The following is an 18,818-nucleotide window of genomic DNA, read 5'->3' on the forward strand; positions in this document are numbered from 1 at the left end:
TTTAATACAATAAGTTATGGATTTGCGCGTATTGTAACAATACAATGGTTCGGGTATCTTCAATTTGACCGCTGTTAAGCATGTCTATTGCTACCTTATAAGGTATTTCCAAAACCTCAATATCTTCGTGTTCACTATCCAATCCGCCGCCCTCATCAACTTTCATGTCGTCGGTATATTCGCCGACAAAAAAATGCATTTTTTCGGTCATAACCCCAGGGGATGAATACGCTTCGTAAACCTTTTTTACTTCCTTAAGTCTATAGCCCACTTCTTCCTCGGTTTCACGAATAATACAAGCTTCCGGATTGTCTTTGTCCAACATACCTGCCGCAATCTCAACCAGAAAACCATCTTCGTTATCATTCATAAAGGTTGGCATTCTAAATTGTTTGGTTAAGATAACCGTCTTTCTTGTCTTGTTGTACAACAGAATTCCCGCACCATCACCCCTATCGTAAACCTCACGCATTTGGTTGACCCATTGGCCACTGCTCATTAAATAGTCGAACGTTACGCGGTTAAGTATGTAATAGTTATCTGAAAGCAGTTGCTTCTCTATATTTTTGATATGCTTATTGCTCATTTTCGAACGTTTTTCTAGCTTCGGTTTCAATGTTTAATTGATTCACTCTGGCATCTACTTTTCGTTTAAAATCGGTATCGGCAATCGTGGCCACATTGTCCAAATAGCGCACTACTTCCTGCCGACGTATTTCTGAAAAATCAAGCCCTTTCATATTGGCTCGCATCAATTCCTGAAGCATCTTAAACTTGGTTTCGTAGTCTTTTTTGAAATAGATTTCGGGGTTTTCAAACCAATCTTCCTCCAAATCAAAATCGGTTAAACGTAATGAAACGGCACTTTGAATATTACGCACATCTCTTGAAGAAAAAAACGGAAAGGCTTCCTGCATGTTTTTATACAAATGGGCATAAAATAAATGTTGATTGGTTTTAAACTTTTTCTCCACCTTGCCGTAAATCTCATGAACACGTTCTTCAGTTGGTTTGTCGGTTAGATTTAAGATTTCCCCCATATTTTTGGCTAAACCTTGGCCCTGCAAATAACTATAGTTTTCCGGCCCTTGCATATTCACAAAATCAGGCATGGTATCGTTAAACTTACGCCACCACAAATGGTCTTGGTCTAAAAAATCGTTTTCGGTACGGGCACCGTCTATTTTAAAACGCCCCTGAACACGTGAAATCACCGCCTTATCCAACATTTCGGGCAAATTTGTAAAGAGCCCAATGGAACTGTTTCCGTAATTTACCGCATAAGCGCCTTCAGTATATCGTAAAAACACACCAATAACTTCCTTTACTCCGGCCGAAACACCCTGTGCTGTTCGTTCTTGCAAGTTGTTTTCGGCATCATCAATGGGCGCAAAAATAAGTTTGGTGGGGTCTTGCATGGGTTTCATCCATTCTACCATTTTTTCGGCCGACCCCCCTTGAAAGGTGGAAATCAATGTATCGGGCATAGGATGAAACAAAAACGGAATATCCAAAGTATCGCAATGCTCTTTCAAACGCGTAGCGATGGCGGCAATTAACATGCTTTTTCCCGTACCGGGAATCCCGTAACCCATGAACACCGGCATAAAACCACCGAGCTCCTGAAAAGGATTTTTCTTAGCCGTAAAATCGTAACTCAATAAACGTTCGGTTAACCGACGCGCAAAATGTTTCGCATCACGGTTCCCCACAATTTGCTCAAATTGGATTTTGTTGAACTCCACACTCTTAGCAGCTCCCTGAAACACATTATTCCATCCGGAAACGGCAAATTCCGATTTTTCTAATTTATAGGTTCTGTCTTCTAGGGTTTCAGTATATTCCAAGGTGCTTTTTCGTAATTGGATTTCACCAATTAAAGCATCAAAATAAACCACCGTAAAATCAACAACATCCTTATCAGATTTTATTATTTCGGGATGCCCTAAGTACTTATCGTAATAAAATAAAGCACACGAAATTCCTTTTATGGGCGACATAAAAGAAACCTCTGGTATACCGGCAAACTTTTGCTTCATCACACTTAAATCATCGGAAGCATGAGGTTTTAAATCATGTAAAATTTTATAAGCCGTAGCAAACAACATAAAGGCCGTAGCGGTGTGCATTTTGCTTTCGAACTCACGTTTACCCCTGTTGTCTAATGCCGATTTATTTTCATTTAAACTGGATAGGCCCGAAGAATCGTAAAAACTGTCCTTAATCCAAATACCCAAAGTTATACCTTCCTGCACCGCAAAGAGGGCTTTGTTTAACTTAACAGGAATGGCGACCGAATCTGGTAACAAGCGTTTTTTTAGTGCCAAAATGGTTTTTGAAACAGACGTGATTTCAGCGGTGTTTGTTCCGTTGTTAGCACGAGACAAATACAATAAAATGGATTCATCCTTGGCCTCTTTATCTCTGTTTTTAGCACGGGCACCTTGCTCCCATTGTACACTTTTTAAGTAGGACGTCGCTTCATCACGAAGCATATCGAGTTCGGTTAATTTTATAGGGAATGTCGAGTTGTGTTCCATGTATTTTTAGTTTTCAGTCTCAGTTTACAAAACTGCATACTGTGACTGCGAATGTTCACTTTTTTAAATCTATTTTTAATTCAGTAAGCTCAATTGGCACTTCAGCCAATCCATTCATCAATTCTGGGGTTTTATTATAAAACAATTGAATAATTCTATGCGGTGCAAAAACATACTTTTGTTTCAAAACATCGTCCCATTTTTGCAAAGTTTGTCTACTAAAAAACCCACCTTCCTTAAATTCACTTTCCGATTTCACCTCATCCATTTTAAAAGAAATAGCATACGATTCAAGCGGAACTTCCTTTTTGCCAATACTTTCTAAAATAGCGTGTGTTAATTGGTTTTCATCTTTTGCAAAAACATTGTGGATAGGTCCTAAATCAATACGCTTTATTAGCTTCGGAAATACTTTTGGCAATTTCCTGTCAATGGTATGCGCCATCATATCTAAGCTCATGTCTCGGTCGGCGACGGATTTTAAAACCTCATAAATATCTTCTTTATGCTCCCTCGCATCTGTTCCGCTGTAATCAAAATACATAAAGCAGATAAACGGACGGTTATGCGATACATCATAAAAACTCCAACTCGTCATATATTTTGTTTCAACCTCCTCTGGCGCATTAATAATCTTGCCCTGCACAAAACGGTTAAAAATGTATTGTTTGTTTACCGAAGTATAATACACAATCGAAGCCGCCTGAAATAATTTACTCTTTTTTATTGGTTGTTTTTTATGCATTAGGGTATGCAAAAACTCCTCTTTTAACTTTGCAATGGGTGTAAGCTTTCCGATGTATTCATCACGTAATTCCAAATCGTTGAACAGATACCGGAACTCCAAATAGTTGGGGAAACCAGATTCGGTTAAATCCACTTTCATATTATCTTCATCATCGTACATGTATTTTATACGCATGGCTTCAATGGAGTACAGAAGCAAATCGCAATATTGCTTAAAAAGCAACACTTCCTGCTCGTTACAAAGCTTTTGTCTTTGTACGGCCACTATCAATTCTTTAAGAGCAAAATCTATCATTTTATGATAAAAAATATATTGCTCCTTAGAATCAAGAACAGCAGAATCGAGAGGTGTAACAATATGATTTATGGACATTAATTCAGTATTCGGTTGTAGTACTCAGTGCACAGTATCACCAAAGCACAGTAATATTTTTATTTAATTATTTGGGCTTTACCTCCCCGATAGTTATCGGGAGTTCGGGCTATCCGTTACAAGTCCTCGCTCCTGCGTCACTGTGGGCTTTTCACTATTATCCCTAACGCTGAAGCCTCCATAATCCCTAAACACTAGCGGAATACTTTGGCGACGGACAAAAGTTGTGACGTTATTCCGTCACACAATAATTAACTCAACAAATCATCAGATCCAGCTTCAGGCTTAGGTTTCCCAGTGGGTTTACCACCATCACCTGCTGGTTTATTAGCATCGGCTTTATAATAATCTTCAAAAAGCTCTTTCATATCAATACCGTAACGATCGGCAAAATTCTTTTGTATTTCACCATCTTTAGCCCTTATTTCCTGTAAAGCTTCAGCATAACTACCATAAACACCTTGCATCACTTTTTCGTGTACAGGTATATTATCCATCATATCTTGTCGGGCTTTAGCACTTGCCGTATGCATCGCCGCTAAAGTTTCCCCGATATGCTCATCGGTTTTAACTCCCAAATGTTCTAAAATAGCAGCAAATTCTTGGTCGGTTCTGGCTTTTAAGGCCACTACATAGCCATCATAATACTTTAGCCTTTCTTCGGTATCACTTTTTAATTTAGCACGATGTGTTTGCAGGTTACTACGTAAAGAAGTCAGTACTTTTATGGTTAAATTATGTTTGTGAACAAAACTGTCCTTACTCGCCGCCAAAGTCGTGTAGGCATTTTTTAGACCTTCCAATTCTTCTACTTTTTGTTCTAACTCCGTTACTTTTCCAATGGCTTGGGCATACTCGGCAGATTGCTTGTCTGCAATATCTTCCAGTTCCTGTCGAGCCTGTTTCAACAGTGCATATTGTTCTTCAAGTTTGGTTTCTACTTCTTTTTTCTTTTCTAAAGCCTTAGTGTGATTCTTTGTGGCCTCAACAATGGCCTCCTGCAATTTATCTTCAACTTCTTTAATTTCAACCTCACGGTTTTTTAAACGCGATACCGCAGCCTGCGATTTGTAAGACAACTCTCTTAAAAGCGTTTGCACATCTGCACTTTCAATACGCTCTTGAAACATCGCTTTGGCTTTATTGTCGGCAGCTGCTCTTGTTTTTTCAGCGGCCTTCAAGGTTTCCTGAGCTTTTCTAATTTTACTTTTACGCCCCCAAAGATTGTTCCACCAAGTATCAGGTTTTGCCTCTGCATCTTCCAACTCTATTTTAGCACGCTCCAATGCTTTTTGGGCATCGTCGATAACTTTTTGTTCTGTGGCATTTAAGGAAGAGAATTTCTCGAAAATAATGCCCACCTCATCTTGATAATCGGTTAAATCTTTAATGGCATCAAGAAGCGTTGTGCGGTCCTTTTCGGCCATGTGAACAACATCATCTAAAGTGGCATTCAATATTTTTTGACGCACTTCTGGATCGTCTTCTTGCGACAACTTAGATTTCATCGTGTCTATGGCTTTGCCCCAATTAACATCTACTTTTTCTGTTTTTTCGTTTGAAGAGGTTTCTAATAAATCAAAATCATCTGACATGGTATGTTTAGTTTTTAAGTTGAAAAAAATTACGGACAAGCAATTTCGTTAAAAAATATGAATTTCAAAATTTTAAATGCTCTAAAAATATGTATGACGGAGGTTTTATTTGTTACAAAAATTATTAAACATTTTAACAATCTGCCGAATAATATTATGATAGATTTCGATTTTTGATCAATAAAATGCCTTATATTTGAACAGCTATTAATCAATTATAGCACCGCTATGATCGCTAATGTAACCATTTCAGGCCTGCCATGTACAGCTTTGTTTTTTGGAGCCATAACCACCACAGTCCTTATTACTGTAGGTGCGTTTTTTGCCATTCTATTGCTTTTGGGCTTAAGAAAATCTTACAAACTAAAAAAAGAGAATGAACGCTTGGAAGCTATGAACAATAAAATAGCTGAGGAAGAAGATAAACCTTACCGAGATTTTACCGAAGGCCATATTTACGGGGGTGACAACTAAAAAACGCCCACTTTTCAGTGAGCGTCTCCCATAATTACCTTACTAGTTTTTTATACTTGATTCGTTTCGGCATCACATCACCGCCCAATCGTTTCTTTTTGTTTTCCTCATAATCAGAGAAACTACCTTCAAAGAAATAGACTTGACTATTACCTTCAAAGGACAAAATATGTGTACATATTCTATCTAAAAACCATCTATCGTGCGATATCACCACGGCACATCCCGCAAAATTTTCCAAACCTTCCTCTAAGGCTCGAAGTGTATTAACATCTAAATCGTTTGTAGGCTCATCCAAAAGTAATACGTTACCCTCTTCTTTTAAAGTCATGGCCAAATGCAGACGGTTTCGCTCGCCTCCGGAGAGTAATTTAACTTTTTTATTTTGTTCGCTTCCGCTGAAATTAAAACGACTTAAATAGGCCCGGGAATTAACTTGTCTCCCTCCCATCATAATCAACTCTTGCTCATCACTAAAATTCTGCCAAATGGTTTTTTCGGGATCTATGTTGGAGTGACTTTGATCTACATAAGCTATTTTAGCTGTTTCGCCAACGATAAACTCACCTTTATCAGGCGTTTCCTCGCCCATTATCATTCTAAAGATCGTGGTTTTACCAGCACCATTAGGTCCAATTACGCCAACAATACCTGCTTGGGGTAAATTGAAGTTTAAGTCTTCATATAACAACTTATCGCCGTAACCTTTACTCACTCCTCTTGCTTCTATAACATTAGTACCCAGCCTTGGTCCATTTGGAATATAGATTTCTAATTTTTCATCTAACTGCTTTTGGTCTTGGCTTAGGAGTTTGTCGTAATTCTTTAAACGTGCTTTTTGTTTTGTTTGACGGCCTTTAGAGCCTTGACGAACCCACTCTAACTCACGCTCTAAAGTTTTTTGGCGTTTAGAAGCCGCTTTACCCTCTTGAGCCATACGCTTAGATTTTTGATCTAACCAAGAGGAATAATTGCCTTTCCAAGGAATACCTTCACCCCTATCGAGTTCTAAAATCCAACCAGCCACATTATCAAGAAAGTACCTATCGTGTGTTACGGCAATTACCGTACCTTTATACTGCGCCAAATGATGCTCCAACCAATGTACCGATTCGGCATCCAAATGGTTAGTGGGCTCATCCAACAGTAATACATCGGGTTCTTGAAGCAACAAACGGCACAAGGCCACCCTGCGGCGTTCACCACCAGAAAGAACCCCAATTTTTTTGTCACCGTCTGGGGTACGCAATGCATCCATAGCGATTTCGAGTTTTGTATCGAGTTCCCAAGCATTGGTCGCATCAATCTGGTCTTGGAGTTCCGCTTGACGGTTCATCAACTTCTCCATTTTATCAGAATCGGAATACACTTCCTCCAAACCAAACATATCGTTTATTTTGTTGTACTCTTCAAGAATAGCAACCGTTTCGGCGGCACCTTCACGTACCACTTCCATAACTGTTTTGTCGTCGTCAAGTTGCGGTTCCTGCTCTAAATATCCCACCGAATAATCTTGCGAAAACACGACATCCCCTTGGTAGTTTTTATCAACACCAGCAATTATTTTCAACAAAGTAGATTTTCCCGAACCGTTAAGCCCAAGAATTCCTATTTTGGCACCGTAGAAAAAACTTAAGTAAATGTTTTTTAGTACCGGAGTATTTGCACTTTGAAATGTCTTGGTAACACCAGACATAGAGAATATAATTTTCTTATCGTCGCTCATAGTTTACTTTAAATTAATTAAACACGTCCTTTTAAAGCATTAAAAACCCAAGCTACTGCAAAAAAGCCTAAACCTACGGCAGCAAACCCCCATCCTGCAACTTCTTGGTATTTAAAAGCTCCCATAGCTATTAGCCCTAGGCCAACAAAAATCATAATCCATGTAGCCCACGCTAATACCGTATTTTTATTCATCGCCATAATCTATTTTCTTTTGATTAGTTTAATCGCAAATATCGTTTTTTTTGAACAAAACTCTCTTTATTTTATAAAATGAAATCTAAAAAAACTTAAAGAATTTCAAGTCCTCCCTTACCTTCACGAACTATAACTGGAGTGCCATCAGATAGGTCGATAACTGTTGAAGGTTCATTATCTCCATAACCGCCATCGATAACTAAATCAACTAAATTATCCCATTTTTCTAAAATTAATTCGGGATCGGTTGTATATTCTAAAACCTCATCCTCATCACGAATGGATGTGGAAATAATAGGGTTACCCAATTGTTTCACAATTTCTAGGGCAATGTTGTTGTTTGGCACACGAATACCTACCGTTTTCTTTTTCTTAAACGGATTGGGCAACGATTTTGAGCCCGGCAATATAAACGTATATGGCCCAGGCAACGCCCGTTTGAGAATTTTAAATACAGAGGTGTCTATCTGTTTTACGTAATCACTTAAATTGCTTAAATCATGGCAGATAAATGAAAAGTTAGACTTTTCAAGTTTTACGCCCTTAATTCTAGCCACTCGTTCTAAAGCCTTTACGTTCGTAATATCACAACCCAAACCATAAACTGTATCGGTAGGATAAATGATAAGTCCCCCACGTTTTAAAACCGAAATTACCTTTTCAATTTCTTTCGGGTTTGGATTTTCTTCGTAAATTCTAATAAATTCAGCCATACACTCAATGTTATACTATCCTACAACCTCTAATTTAGCAAAACGCAACAACAATTTCTTCACGCCGCCATGCTGAAATTTTATTTCAGCCTTTGTATCTGCTCCTGCACCTTCTATCTTTAACACCTCGCCTGTTCCAAACCTACCGTGTTTTACCATATTTCCAACAGCAAGTTTACCGTCAAATAAATTTGTATTTCCGCTACCATTAGTTTGCGAAACAGGCTTAAGCTTTTTAGGAGTTGACACTTGAAATTTTTCTTGCTCCCCTTTTGGCCTGCCCTTTTTCATTGGGGCCTGTTTAGCTGGTTTATAACGCACTTTATTGGGTTCTACATCTCCAAAAATATCGGCAGAAAGCATTGGGTTTATTCGTCGTTCTTCAACAGGTGTTACATTATCTAGGTACTGTTCGTCTATTTCTTCAATAAAACGACTGGGTTCTGAATCTACCAGTTTTCCCCAACGATAACGTGACAGAGCGTAGGTTAAATAGGCTTGTTTTTCGGCACGTGTTAATGCCACATAAAACAGCCTTCGCTCTTCTTCCAGCTCGCTCCGCGTATTCATGCTCATCGCACTTGGAAATAAATCTTCTTCCAAACCAACAATATAAACATAGGGAAACTCAAGACCTTTTGCAAGGTGAATGGTCATCAATGCTACTTTATCGCCATCGTCCTTATCATTATCCATATCGGTTGCCAAGGCCACATCTTCTAAAAATTCAGCCAAAGACCCTGTAGCATCTGCCAACTCCTTCTGGCCTTCAACAAAATCTTTCATACCGTTTAAAAGCTCTTCAATATTTTCCATCCTGGCCACGCCTTCCGGTGTACCATCTTTATTGAATTCTTTTATGAGTCCGCTAGTTCGTGTTACATGTTCAGCAAGTTCAAAAACATCGGCGGTTTGGTTCAGCACTTGATAACTTTCAATTAGTGTTACAAAATTTTGAAGTTTATTCTTAATGCCCGAATTAACCTTAACATCAGTTTTATCGATGTTTTTCATTACCTCAAACATGGTGCGTTTGTAACCATTAGCAGCAACAATTAATCTATCTATAGTTGTTTGGCCTATACCCCGAGGCGGGAAGTTGATAACACGTTTTAAAGCTTCTTCATCTGCTGGATTAATTATTAAACGCAAATACGAAAGTACGTCCTTGATTTCCTTACGCTGGTAAAAGGAGGTTCCTCCATATATTCTGTAAGGAATATCCCGTTTACGCAAAGCATCTTCTATAGAACGCGATTGTGCATTGGTCCTATAAAGAATTGCAAAATCGCTATTACCCAACTGATGGTTCATTTTGTTGTCGAAAATGGTACTGGCTACATAACGGCCTTCATCGGCATCTGTAAGAGACCGGTGCACTTTAATTTTTCCTCCTTCATCATTGGCCGTCCAAACCACTTTATCAAGCTTTGTTTGGTTTTTATCAATCACGGAATTTGCCGCATTAACAATGTTTTTGGTTGAACGGTAATTTTGCTCAAGCCTAAACACTTTAACGTCATCATAATCTTTTTGGAAATTTAAAATATTGTTGATGTTCGCTCCTCGGAAAGCATAAATACTCTGCGCATCATCGCCCACAACGCATATATTTTGAAATTTATCAGACAACGCGCGGACTATCAAATATTGAGAATGGTTGGTATCTTGATACTCATCAACCAAAATATACTTAAACCGGTTTTGATATTTTGCCAATACATCCGGAAATCGGGTGAGCAGTTCGTTGGTTTTTAACAGCAAATCATCGAAATCCATAGCCCCTGCCTTAAAACAGCGATCTACATATTCTCTGTAAATATCGCCCAACCTAGGCCTTCTGGCCATGGTATCGGCTTCAATCAATTCGGGGTTTTGAAAATAGGCTCGAACCGTTATTAAACTGTTTTTGTAGGAGGAAATTCTAGAACGCACCTGCTTATATTTATAAACATCTTTGTCAAGGTTCATTTGCTTGATAATATCTCGAATTAACCTATCGGAATCCTGAGTATCATAAATGGTGAAGTTGCTAGGATACCCCAGTTTATCGGCTTCAATACGTAATATTTTGGCAAATACGGAGTGAAACGTTCCCATCCATAGATTTTTGGCTTCACTGGCACCAACAATTTGCGCAATACGCTCTTTCATTTCGCGCGCTGCTTTGTTGGTAAACGTTAAAGCTAAAATATTAAAAGGGTCTATGCCCTTGCTCATCATATAAGCTATCCTAAAAGTAAGTACACGCGTTTTTCCTGATCCGGCCCCCGCAATAACTATCATGGGGCCTTCAATTTGTATGGTTGGCTCTAACTGTGCATCGTTCAACTGGCTTAAATACTTTTCCAAATCATCATCAATTTTATCGACGTGAAATTAACCAATAATGGGCGTTTATTTCATTTGATTTATTAATAATTATAAACAATGAACCTCGATTATTTAGCATTAACATATTTTGAATATATTTAAACTCTAAACAACCTATTTTAATGGATTCTATTTTCTCATTTTTATCAACCATTCCTTGGTGGGGATGGATTTTTATTGTTTTAGTTTTAATTGCCATTAGAGATATATTCATCCAAAAAGCACACACTATAAGCCACAACTTTCCTATTATAGGCCATTTACGTTATTTGCTCGAAGGCATTGGACCAGAAATGCGTCAATATTTTGTTGCCAATAACCGCGAAGAGCTTCCTTTTAACAGAATTGAGCGGAGTTGGATTTATGCATCGGCAAAAAAAGAAAACAACTATGAAGGTTTTGGTACCGATAGAGATATTTATGCGCATCAACACATTTTTGTCAACAATGCCATGATGCCGTTTAAAATGTCCAAAAACCACCCAAACAAAACAGACAAGACATTTTTACCTTGCGCCAAAGTAATGGGCGAATTCAACAAACGCAAGAAACCATACAGACCAGCCTCTGTAATTAACGTTTCGGCCATGAGTTTTGGGTCGCTATCGGCAAAAGCTATAGAATCTTTAAATAAAGGGATTAAAATGGCAGGAGCTTACCACAACACGGGCGAAGGCGGTTTATCGCCATACCACAGCCATGGCGGCGATGTTATTTTTCATTTTGGCACGGGCTATTTTGGTGTTCGCGACGGTAATGGAGAATTTTCAATGGATAAATTAATAAAACTTGTTAATGACAACCCTTTTATACGAGCCATTGAAGTGAAACTTTCCCAAGGGGCCAAACCCGGAAAAGGCGGTGTTTTACCTGGAGCCAAAATATCTCACGAAATTGCCATGACAAGAGGTGTTGAAGTAGGCAAGGACGTGTTATCGCCATCTAACCATTCTGCGTTCTCTACTGTTGAGGAAATGGTTAATTTTATTGAAGATATTGCCAAGGCCACAGGCCTTCCAGTTGGCATAAAAGCCGCTATAGGGAAATTAGACCAATGGGAAGAACTGGCGAGTATCATGTTAAAAACTGAAAAAGGTCCTGATTTTATTACCGTTGATGGCGGTGAAGGCGGCACTGGAGCAGCTCCGCCTAGCTTTGCCGACCACGTATCGTTGCCATGGGTTTACGGTTTTAGTGACCTTTACAAGCTTTTTCAAAACCACGGATTAACAGAACGCATTGTTTTTATTGGTAGTGGAAAACTCGGGTTTCCTGCAAAAGCAGCTATGGCATTTGCAATGGGCGCCGACTGTATAAATGTTGCTCGTGAAGCTATGATGAGCATTGGGTGCATACAGGCTCAAATTTGCCATACCAATCGTTGCCCCAGCGGGGTTGCGACGCAAAACAAATGGCTTCAAAATGGTATTGACACAACATTAAAATCAGCTCGTTTGGCACAATATTTCAAAACCTTTAGAAAAGAATTTATTGAAATTACCCATGCTGCAGGATACGAGCACCCTTGCCAGTTTACAATGCGGGACATCGAGATGAATGTAGACGACCATAACCTTTCCAAGGAATTAAACAGAACTTACATGTATGAAAAAACCACGGTTCCTTTTAATGGTATGCAAAAATTAAAAGATTGTTTATATTTGGGAGGTAAACAAATTGAAACCAATCTAAAAAACACTTAACCTCCTATGGAAATTTCCAGAATCATTGATTTATTTTTATTTGCTATTCCTGCATTAATCACGGGTGTCATTGCCTTTTATTTTTTTAGGGAACACACTAAAAATGAAGATGGTCGGCGTCGGTTTTTATTAAAAAAAGACCTGCAAGTAAATGCGATGCCTTTACGGTTACAAGCCTACGAACGCATGGCTCTGTTTTTAGAACGCATTGCCCCATCAAAACTTCTAGTTAGAGTTCAGCCAATGACTTCAAATAAAGAAGATTATGAATTATTACTTATACAAAACATTGAACAAGAATACGAACACAACTTATCACAACAAATTTATATTAGCGACAAATGCTGGAATATTATAACTACTGCTAAAAACGCAACTATTCAACTCATAAGAAAAGCCAATATGCAGGAAAAAGCGGAAACTGCTAACAAACTTAGGGAAATTGTTTTAACCGAAATGATGGAACGCCGCTCACCAAGCGATGCCGCTTTATCTTTTATAAAAAAGGAGGTTTCTGAAATCTGGTAAAAAGCACTGGCGTTACTCCACACGGAATTCGTTTGATTGCGCCTCTTCAAATTTTTGCTTGGCATTGAAATACCCCTGCTGCCACCATTCGGTCATCAATTTTTTATTAAATATCAACGAGTTTTCAGTAAGCTTAGAAGGCGTATAATACAAATTCAACTTAACACCCTTATTTTTTGCTGCTAATTTTCCGATTAAAATATCGCTGCGCTCTACCTGATCCAACAAATGCCCAAACAAATTTATCATTAAAGAATAAGGATTTTTTCCCAAAACTTTATTGTACTCCATATTTTCGGATTCTAATATAATGGCATCAATCTCTGTTGCACCTCTCAAAATAGCCTCACGGATAGGCACGACACACCCCAACCCGCCATCGGCATACTCAAAACCGTTTCTTTTTACCAGAGACATAAACGGAATATAATTACACGAAATCCAAATCCAATCACAAAATTCATCATAACTAAAATCTTTGATCGATTTATATTCCACACCATTTTTTGAAAGATTACAGACTGTCACAACAACATCTTCTTTGGTTTCCTTTATTAATTGATACTCCTCGTAAGTAAAGTGCTTTCTTATATATCGTCTCAAGGCTTTGCTTTCTCCAAAAGTGCGTTTCATCTTTATAAACTGCCAAAGGGAATTCAAAAAATCTATGGAAACAAATTCACGATTGCCCTTTTTACGAATTACAAATGGGTTAACACTAAATATATTGCTTTGATTCACGTTGGTAAATACGCTGTGAATCTTTTCTATCTTTCCCGCGGCTATATGGGGTACCAATAAACTTCCCGTAGACGTCCCTAAAAGCAAATCGTAGTTCTTACCCTCTTCTTGAATTAAATATTGCGCTACACCTCCTGCATAAGCGCCCTTACTGCCCCCCCCTGAAATCACAAGTGCCTTCATAATTAATTTTCTAACTGACTGGTTTCTTTATTCTTAAATTTTGCAAAATTATAACCGTTCTCCCACCATTGGGTCATTTTTTCTTTGTCAAATATCAGGGAATTTGTTGTTAATATGGTAGGTGCGTAATAGAAATTTATAATGGCATTATTATGGGAAGCTACAAATTTTCCAATTTTAATATTTTGTGTCTCTATTCGATCTAACATAAACCCAAACATATTGGTTATTAATGAAAACGGGTTTCTTGAAGGCATTCGGTTTAGTTGGGTTACTTCGGTTTGTAAAATAATGGCATCCACTTCTTTTGCCCCGCGATTAATAGCTTCTTCTATAGGTACCATGTTACCCATACCGCCATCGGCATACTCGCAGCCATTTTTTTTAACCAGTGTCATAAAAGGCGTATAGTTACAAGATATCCAAATCCAATCACAAAACTCGTCGTAATCAAAATCTTTTATAGATTTATACTCCACATGGTTAAGTGATAAATTGGAAACGGTAACAACAACATCCAAGTCCATTTTTTTCAACTCAACAAACTCAACTTCAGTTAGTGTTTTTTCAATCAATTGACGCAGGTTGAAGCTCTCACCAAAAGTTTTACTGCCCCTTAAAAAGTTTAGAACAACGTTAAGGTGGTTTATAGCAATATTCTGTGTGCCATGTTTTTTTTTCACAACAAACGGACAAACACTAAAAATACTGTCGTTGTTAACGTTTGTATAAACGCCTTTAATTTTATCCATTTTATTTAAGGCCAGATGAGACACCAATAGACTTCCAGTAGACGTACCAATATATAATTGGTAGTCGCGTTTTAAGTCCTCAATAAGATATTGGGCTACACCACCGGCAAAAGCGCCTTTGCTTCCTCCGCCAGAAATGACTAATGCTTTCATTGAATTTGATAGGGCTAGTTTAATTGTTGTATAAAGATATTATTTTCTAACAAATACCACTAGAAATACGCACTGCTTCACAAAGTTTATCAGCTAAACACTCATTCCACGGTGTTTTTTGTTCTTTTAGCTGTAAAGTATTGAAAATTCAATAACACCTACTTCCACATCAAGCAAGAGACCAACTAATTCTCTTTTTGAGCTTGCATTAGGCTTTTTGCAAATTTTACAAAGCGCCAATTATGATGCCCTGCAGCTTGCTTTAAGTGTTCTTGGCAATCTTCTTGACAAGCTTGAATTTGGGTTAGGTACCGAAACGCATTCATGCGTGTTTCGAAACCATATTTTGGTGACGTATAATCCGTAAGCTCATCAAAATACACTGATTTATTTTCTAGCTCAAAGTCTTCTGTAATCAAAGCTAAAGTGAGCCAAAGGATTCTTATGTTTTTATCGTTGAATCCGATAACACCCTTGGTTTGGTTTAAATATTTTTTTCGCTCTTGCGGAAAGTTTTTCCAAAGATTGAACAAAGCCGCTTCAATAGTAACGTATGATTTATCGTTTAAAAGGGTTTCGTAATCTTCTTTATATTTTCTTAACCAATTGGAGTTTAATAAAGCTATAGCTTGTCGTACTTTTATGTTTTCAACATTTTTTAGCTCTTTAAAAGGAGGATGCATGGATTGGTTGACAATTTTAATCCTTAGATTATCATGTTTAGATTTTCGAATAAACTTGTAGCAGCTTAACTCACAATTAACACTTAAGTAATCTTTAATATATTTCGATTCGTTTTTAAGCCGCTCTTCCATTTCATCATAATACAGCTTTTTTGAGATAAACCACTTTTCTTTAAACTCATCCATATCCTGCTCACTTGCCTTTTCAACTTCAGAAATAAAATCATCTGTCTCAACATTTTTGAATTGATGCTCCAACAAATAGTTTTTAACAGCTTCCCTAAAAGCCTTATCTCCTACTTTTTCACGAAGCAGATGCAACACCCAAGCGCCTTTTTTATAAAACGTGGTACTGCTGGATTTTGGATCTAAAAGCGATGTGCTCTGGCCAGATTTATCCTGTTCAATCAATTCTTGGGCGTACTCGTAAAGTCGCCAATAGTAATAATCGTCGCCAAAAACATCGCGCTCGGCCAACAAAGCATAATACGTCGCAAAGCCCTCTTGGAGCCAATGATGCGTTCCGGAAGTTTCGGTCACCAAATTGCCAAACCATTGGTGTGCCAATTCGTGGGCATTGACGTTAACATAATTTCTATCTACAAAACCAATAGAATCGACCACAAAAACATCTGAAAAGATGGTACAACTCGTGTTTTCCATTCCGGCATACAAAAAGTCTTTAACCGGCACTTGTTTGTAGTTTTGCCACGGGTATGGCACGCCTATTTCTTCTTCCAAAAAATCGAACATTTGTTTTGTGTGGCGATATGTGGGCTCAACTTTCAGTGAGTCTTCGGGGTAATAATACATTTCCAAAGGAATGCCGCTTTTTGAATACTCAACATTTTTATTGTATTTACCAATGGCCAAAGCCACCAAATAGCTACTCATGGGTTGTTTCATATCGTAATGCCAAACCGATTTTTCAAAAGCCTCTTCTCTTTTGTTAAGCGTCCCGTTGGAAACAACCTCATAACCTTTATCAAAAGTAATGGATAAATCGAACTCAATTTTATCGTTCATATCATCGATTGAAGGCAACCAATTACTAGTGTATTTGCCTTGCCCCTGAGTCCAGATTTGTTTGTTTCCTTCTTTGAACTCCCAACCAATAAAATAAAGCGCTTTTTTGGGTTTAGCAGAATACTTGAAATCAAGCTGATATGTTTTACCAGCATCAAAATGATTTTTAATCCAAAGTTGCGTTCCGTTATTGCTATATTTTACAGACTTTTTATTAATTGAAACCTGGTTAAAATCCATGTTAACAGCGTCTAAAAAAATGGAATCTACTGATTTTAGAATATCAAATTTATAGTTGACAATTCCATTCACTTTCGAAGAGTCGGGAACAAAAGCCACACAAACATTTGCTGATTTAAAATCAACAACATCCGTTTGTTGCCCCCAAGAAAAGGCTACAAGAAGGCATAACAAAAAACTGAAACGTTTCATGCGTTTCAAGATAACAAAGATTAGTCCAAAAACGAAAAGAAGAAGTTAGAAACTATGAAACTCAATTAAATTGGCTTCGTAATATTGGTCGCCCAATTTAGACAGCAAATTTCTAACCACATTACTGTCGCCATCAATGGCCAAAGCCGAGTAACCTACTTCGTTAAGTTTACCGAGTCGCAAATCTTTTATATTAATATTTTTTGAAGCCAATGCCGACAATAAAATCAACAGAACTCCTGGAGCATTGTGGTGTTTGGTAAGAATTACTTTTTCACTTAACCCCAAATTTAACCGCACACCGTCCATTTCAAGTAAATACACGCCGCCATTGTTATATTGCGGTAATAGTGCATCTTCCTTGTAAGTTAGGTTTTTAAAAAGACCAGAATCGGTACCATTAATAAAATCTATGGCACTTTGAATATTACCATTTCTGTTATCTATAGACAGAAATGCTTCGGCGGTACCATCATGATTTGATTTTAAGCGTGCCGTCTCCACATTGATGCCTTCGGAAGCCAAAGTATTGAACAACGACGAAATAACGCCAGGCATATCCATATGCTCAGAAAAGAGTCCATTTACCTTTCTATCTGGTCTTCTGGGTGCTTCATCGGTAACCGTAATGGATTTACCCCATTTTCTGATTCTAATGGCATTATAATCCCCCATTCCAGTGGAATTATTATAAATATCCAAAAACTCAGAAAAAGAACCACCGAAAGAAAAATCAGGGATTATTCGGCGGTGCGTATCATCCAACCTTTGGTTAAGCAACTCAATCCCCTTATTCAAAATAGTATATTTCACCTTTAATTCGTGGTCGTCGTATATAGTACGGTTTTCAGGAATCAATTTCGAATAACTCACATAACTTTCGTAACCTGCTTCTTGGATGTATTCTAAACTTTCCTTATAATTTAAACCGTAATAACGTACGTGGTGTGTATCGGTACCCACACAAACTGGTATTTGCAATTCGTTGGCACGGCGCAAAATATTTTGGGTTGGGTACACACCAACGCCTTTAAATTTACCAGCCATATTAACATCGAGCGACAAATTTCTATCAGCAATCAACTCTAAAAGCGTTCTGAATTTATTGGCCAACGGATGTGCACTGGTTTCAAAGTTCACTAAGGCTTCAGGCATATCGACATTCAGTTTTGGTAAATCAATATGACCGATAATTTGAATCATATCACCAAAACATTCAATCATCTGAATCATTTCATTGAAATACCCGTCCCAATAGGCTTCAAGGCTACCACGAATTTTAAGCAGTTCTTCAGCTTCCTCTTTAGAACCATCATAAGGCAAACCTTCAGGTGCAAAGTGTACAGAACCTATAACATAATCGGCATCTTCAGCCTGGAATATTTTAGAACGACTCCATTGCAAACCTAAATCTGGCCCCATCCATTCTAACTCAACACCGTATTTTATATTAATTTGCCCTTCATATTTTTTACGAAGATTAGCAATACGCTTCGGGTAATTTAAGTAGGAGCGGTTACCACGAATAAATTTTACGTTGGTATCGCGCTCAGCAATATACCTAAAGTTGGTCAATCGCGGCGAATGAATAATAAACGTAATACTTGGGTTTCTTGCTTCAATCGCCTTATCAATAATATCTTCCAACTTGTCAATACCGTGTTTTACGTGGTCTTGCTCTGTTCCGGCATGAATTCCGTGTGTTTCCCAAATAAATTCGTTCAGCTTTCTCATCAGTCAATAAACTTAATTATCCTTAAAAAGGTCAAATTTAACTAATGAAAAATAATTTTGGGCTAAAATGTTTCGGTTTTTAAGCCTAACAGCTAGAAATGAAAAATCGAGGCTTGATATATTTTGATTGAATTACGTAAATTCG

15 protein-coding genes are annotated in these 18,818 nt (G+C 37.9%); 3 read left to right on the forward strand and 12 right to left on the reverse strand.

Annotated elements, in window-relative coordinates:
• Nucleotide 1 precedes the first annotated feature (1 nt).
• From GSB9_00726 to GSB9_00729, 4 genes are all read right to left on the reverse strand, one after another.
• The gene (locus GSB9_00726) at nt 2-586 is read right to left on the reverse strand and encodes an NUDIX domain-containing protein (protein UKM64179.1); all 585 of its coding nucleotides are present in this window, start codon (nt 584-586) and stop codon (nt 2-4) included.
• The gene (locus tag GSB9_00727) at nt 576-2,540 is read right to left on the reverse strand and encodes an AAA family ATPase (protein ID UKM64180.1); all 1,965 of its coding nucleotides are present in this window, start codon (nt 2,538-2,540) and stop codon (nt 576-578) included. Before GSB9_00727 ends, GSB9_00726 begins: the two co-directional genes overlap by 11 nt.
• Before the next feature lie 55 nt (nt 2,541-2,595).
• The gene (locus GSB9_00728) at nt 2,596-3,660 is read right to left on the reverse strand and encodes a hypothetical protein (protein UKM64181.1); all 1,065 of its coding nucleotides are present in this window, start codon (nt 3,658-3,660) and stop codon (nt 2,596-2,598) included.
• A 251-nt stretch (nt 3,661-3,911) separates the two neighbouring features.
• Nucleotides 3,912-5,255 carry a microtubule-binding protein gene (locus tag GSB9_00729; protein UKM64182.1) on the reverse strand — a complete coding sequence of 448 codons (1,344 nt, stop codon included), beginning with the start codon at nt 5,253-5,255 and terminating at the stop codon, nt 3,912-3,914.
• Nucleotides 5,256-5,483: 228 nt separating this feature from the next.
• Here GSB9_00729 and GSB9_00730 point away from each other — a divergent pair, with 228 nt between their 5' ends.
• Nucleotides 5,484-5,729 (forward strand): hypothetical protein, encoded by a 246-nt coding sequence (locus tag GSB9_00730; protein UKM64183.1) that lies wholly within the window; start codon nt 5,484-5,486, stop codon nt 5,727-5,729.
• A 34-nt stretch (nt 5,730-5,763) separates the two neighbouring features.
• Here the strand turns inward: GSB9_00730 and ettA are convergent, their stop codons facing one another.
• The 4 genes from ettA to GSB9_00734 all read right to left on the reverse strand — a co-directional run bounded on the left by ettA (nt 5,764) and on the right by GSB9_00734 (nt 10,717).
• Complete coding sequence (gene ettA / locus GSB9_00731) at nt 5,764-7,455, reverse strand: energy-dependent translational throttle protein EttA (GenBank protein UKM64184.1); 1,692 nt, start codon at nt 7,453-7,455, stop codon at nt 5,764-5,766.
• Nucleotides 7,456-7,472: 17 nt separating this feature from the next.
• Nucleotides 7,473-7,655 (reverse strand): CAL67264 family membrane protein, encoded by a 183-nt coding sequence (locus tag GSB9_00732; protein ID UKM64185.1) that lies wholly within the window; start codon nt 7,653-7,655, stop codon nt 7,473-7,475.
• Between the two features lie 89 nt (nt 7,656-7,744).
• Nucleotides 7,745-8,365 carry an L-threonylcarbamoyladenylate synthase gene (locus tag GSB9_00733; GenBank protein UKM64186.1) on the reverse strand — a complete coding sequence of 207 codons (621 nt, stop codon included), beginning with the start codon at nt 8,363-8,365 and terminating at the stop codon, nt 7,745-7,747.
• 15 nt (nt 8,366-8,380) lie between these two features.
• A complete protein-coding gene (locus GSB9_00734; GenBank protein ID UKM64187.1) occupies nt 8,381-10,717 on the reverse strand; it encodes a UvrD-helicase domain-containing protein in 2,337 nt (778 codons plus the stop codon).
• Between the two features lie 143 nt (nt 10,718-10,860).
• Here GSB9_00734 and GSB9_00735 point away from each other — a divergent pair, with 143 nt between their 5' ends.
• Together GSB9_00735 and GSB9_00736 are read left to right on the forward strand one after the other, a co-directional pair.
• Nucleotides 10,861-12,441, forward strand: coding sequence for an FMN-binding glutamate synthase family protein (locus GSB9_00735; GenBank protein ID UKM64188.1), 1,581 nt, complete (start codon nt 10,861-10,863; stop codon nt 12,439-12,441).
• A 6-nt stretch (nt 12,442-12,447) separates the two neighbouring features.
• A complete protein-coding gene (locus GSB9_00736) occupies nt 12,448-12,969 on the forward strand; it encodes a hypothetical protein (protein UKM64189.1) in 522 nt (173 codons plus the stop codon).
• Between the two features lie 12 nt (nt 12,970-12,981).
• On the opposite strand, the gene GSB9_00737 is transcribed toward GSB9_00736, so the two are convergent.
• From GSB9_00737 to GSB9_00740, 4 genes are all read right to left on the reverse strand, one after another.
• Nucleotides 12,982-13,893: a patatin-like phospholipase family protein gene (locus GSB9_00737; protein UKM64190.1), complete on the reverse strand. Its 912-nt coding sequence runs from the start codon at nt 13,891-13,893 to the stop codon at nt 12,982-12,984.
• A gap of 2 nt (nt 13,894-13,895) precedes the next feature.
• The gene (locus GSB9_00738; protein UKM64191.1) at nt 13,896-14,798 is read right to left on the reverse strand and encodes a patatin-like phospholipase family protein; all 903 of its coding nucleotides are present in this window, start codon (nt 14,796-14,798) and stop codon (nt 13,896-13,898) included.
• Between the two features lie 185 nt (nt 14,799-14,983).
• Nucleotides 14,984-16,939 (reverse strand): M1 family metallopeptidase, encoded by a 1,956-nt coding sequence (locus GSB9_00739; GenBank protein ID UKM64192.1) that lies wholly within the window; start codon nt 16,937-16,939, stop codon nt 14,984-14,986.
• Between the two features lie 45 nt (nt 16,940-16,984).
• Nucleotides 16,985-18,673 carry a histidinol-phosphatase HisJ family protein gene (locus GSB9_00740; protein ID UKM64193.1) on the reverse strand — a complete coding sequence of 563 codons (1,689 nt, stop codon included), beginning with the start codon at nt 18,671-18,673 and terminating at the stop codon, nt 16,985-16,987.
• Nucleotides 18,674-18,818 lie beyond the last annotated feature (145 nt).

Source organism: Flavobacteriaceae bacterium GSB9, from assembly GCA_022749295.1.
Lineage (GTDB): Bacteria > Bacteroidota > Bacteroidia > Flavobacteriales > Flavobacteriaceae > Flavisericum.

Coding starts and splice junctions, on each gene's coding strand:
- GSB9_00735 (UKM64188.1), top strand. CDS start 10,861: ATGGATTCTATTTTCTCATTTTTATCAACCATTCCTTGGTGGGGATGG.
- GSB9_00733 (UKM64186.1), bottom strand. CDS start 8,365: ATGGCTGAATTTATTAGAATTTACGAAGAAAATCCAAACCCGAAAGAA.
- GSB9_00736 (UKM64189.1), top strand. CDS start 12,448: ATGGAAATTTCCAGAATCATTGATTTATTTTTATTTGCTATTCCTGCA.
- GSB9_00728 (UKM64181.1), bottom strand. CDS start 3,660: ATGTCCATAAATCATATTGTTACACCTCTCGATTCTGCTGTTCTTGAT.
- GSB9_00738 (UKM64191.1), bottom strand. CDS start 14,798: ATGAAAGCATTAGTCATTTCTGGCGGAGGAAGCAAAGGCGCTTTTGCC.
- GSB9_00732 (UKM64185.1), bottom strand. CDS start 7,655: ATGGCGATGAATAAAAATACGGTATTAGCGTGGGCTACATGGATTATG.
- GSB9_00730 (UKM64183.1), top strand. CDS start 5,484: ATGATCGCTAATGTAACCATTTCAGGCCTGCCATGTACAGCTTTGTTT.
- GSB9_00737 (UKM64190.1), bottom strand. CDS start 13,893: ATGAAGGCACTTGTGATTTCAGGGGGGGGCAGTAAGGGCGCTTATGCA.
- GSB9_00727 (UKM64180.1), bottom strand. CDS start 2,540: ATGGAACACAACTCGACATTCCCTATAAAATTAACCGAACTCGATATG.
- GSB9_00739 (UKM64192.1), bottom strand. CDS start 16,939: ATGAAACGTTTCAGTTTTTTGTTATGCCTTCTTGTAGCCTTTTCTTGG.
- GSB9_00726 (UKM64179.1), bottom strand. CDS start 586: ATGAGCAATAAGCATATCAAAAATATAGAGAAGCAACTGCTTTCAGAT.
- ettA (UKM64184.1), bottom strand. CDS start 7,455: ATGAGCGACGATAAGAAAATTATATTCTCTATGTCTGGTGTTACCAAG.
- GSB9_00740 (UKM64193.1), bottom strand. CDS start 18,673: ATGAGAAAGCTGAACGAATTTATTTGGGAAACACACGGAATTCATGCC.
- GSB9_00729 (UKM64182.1), bottom strand. CDS start 5,255: ATGTCAGATGATTTTGATTTATTAGAAACCTCTTCAAACGAAAAAACA.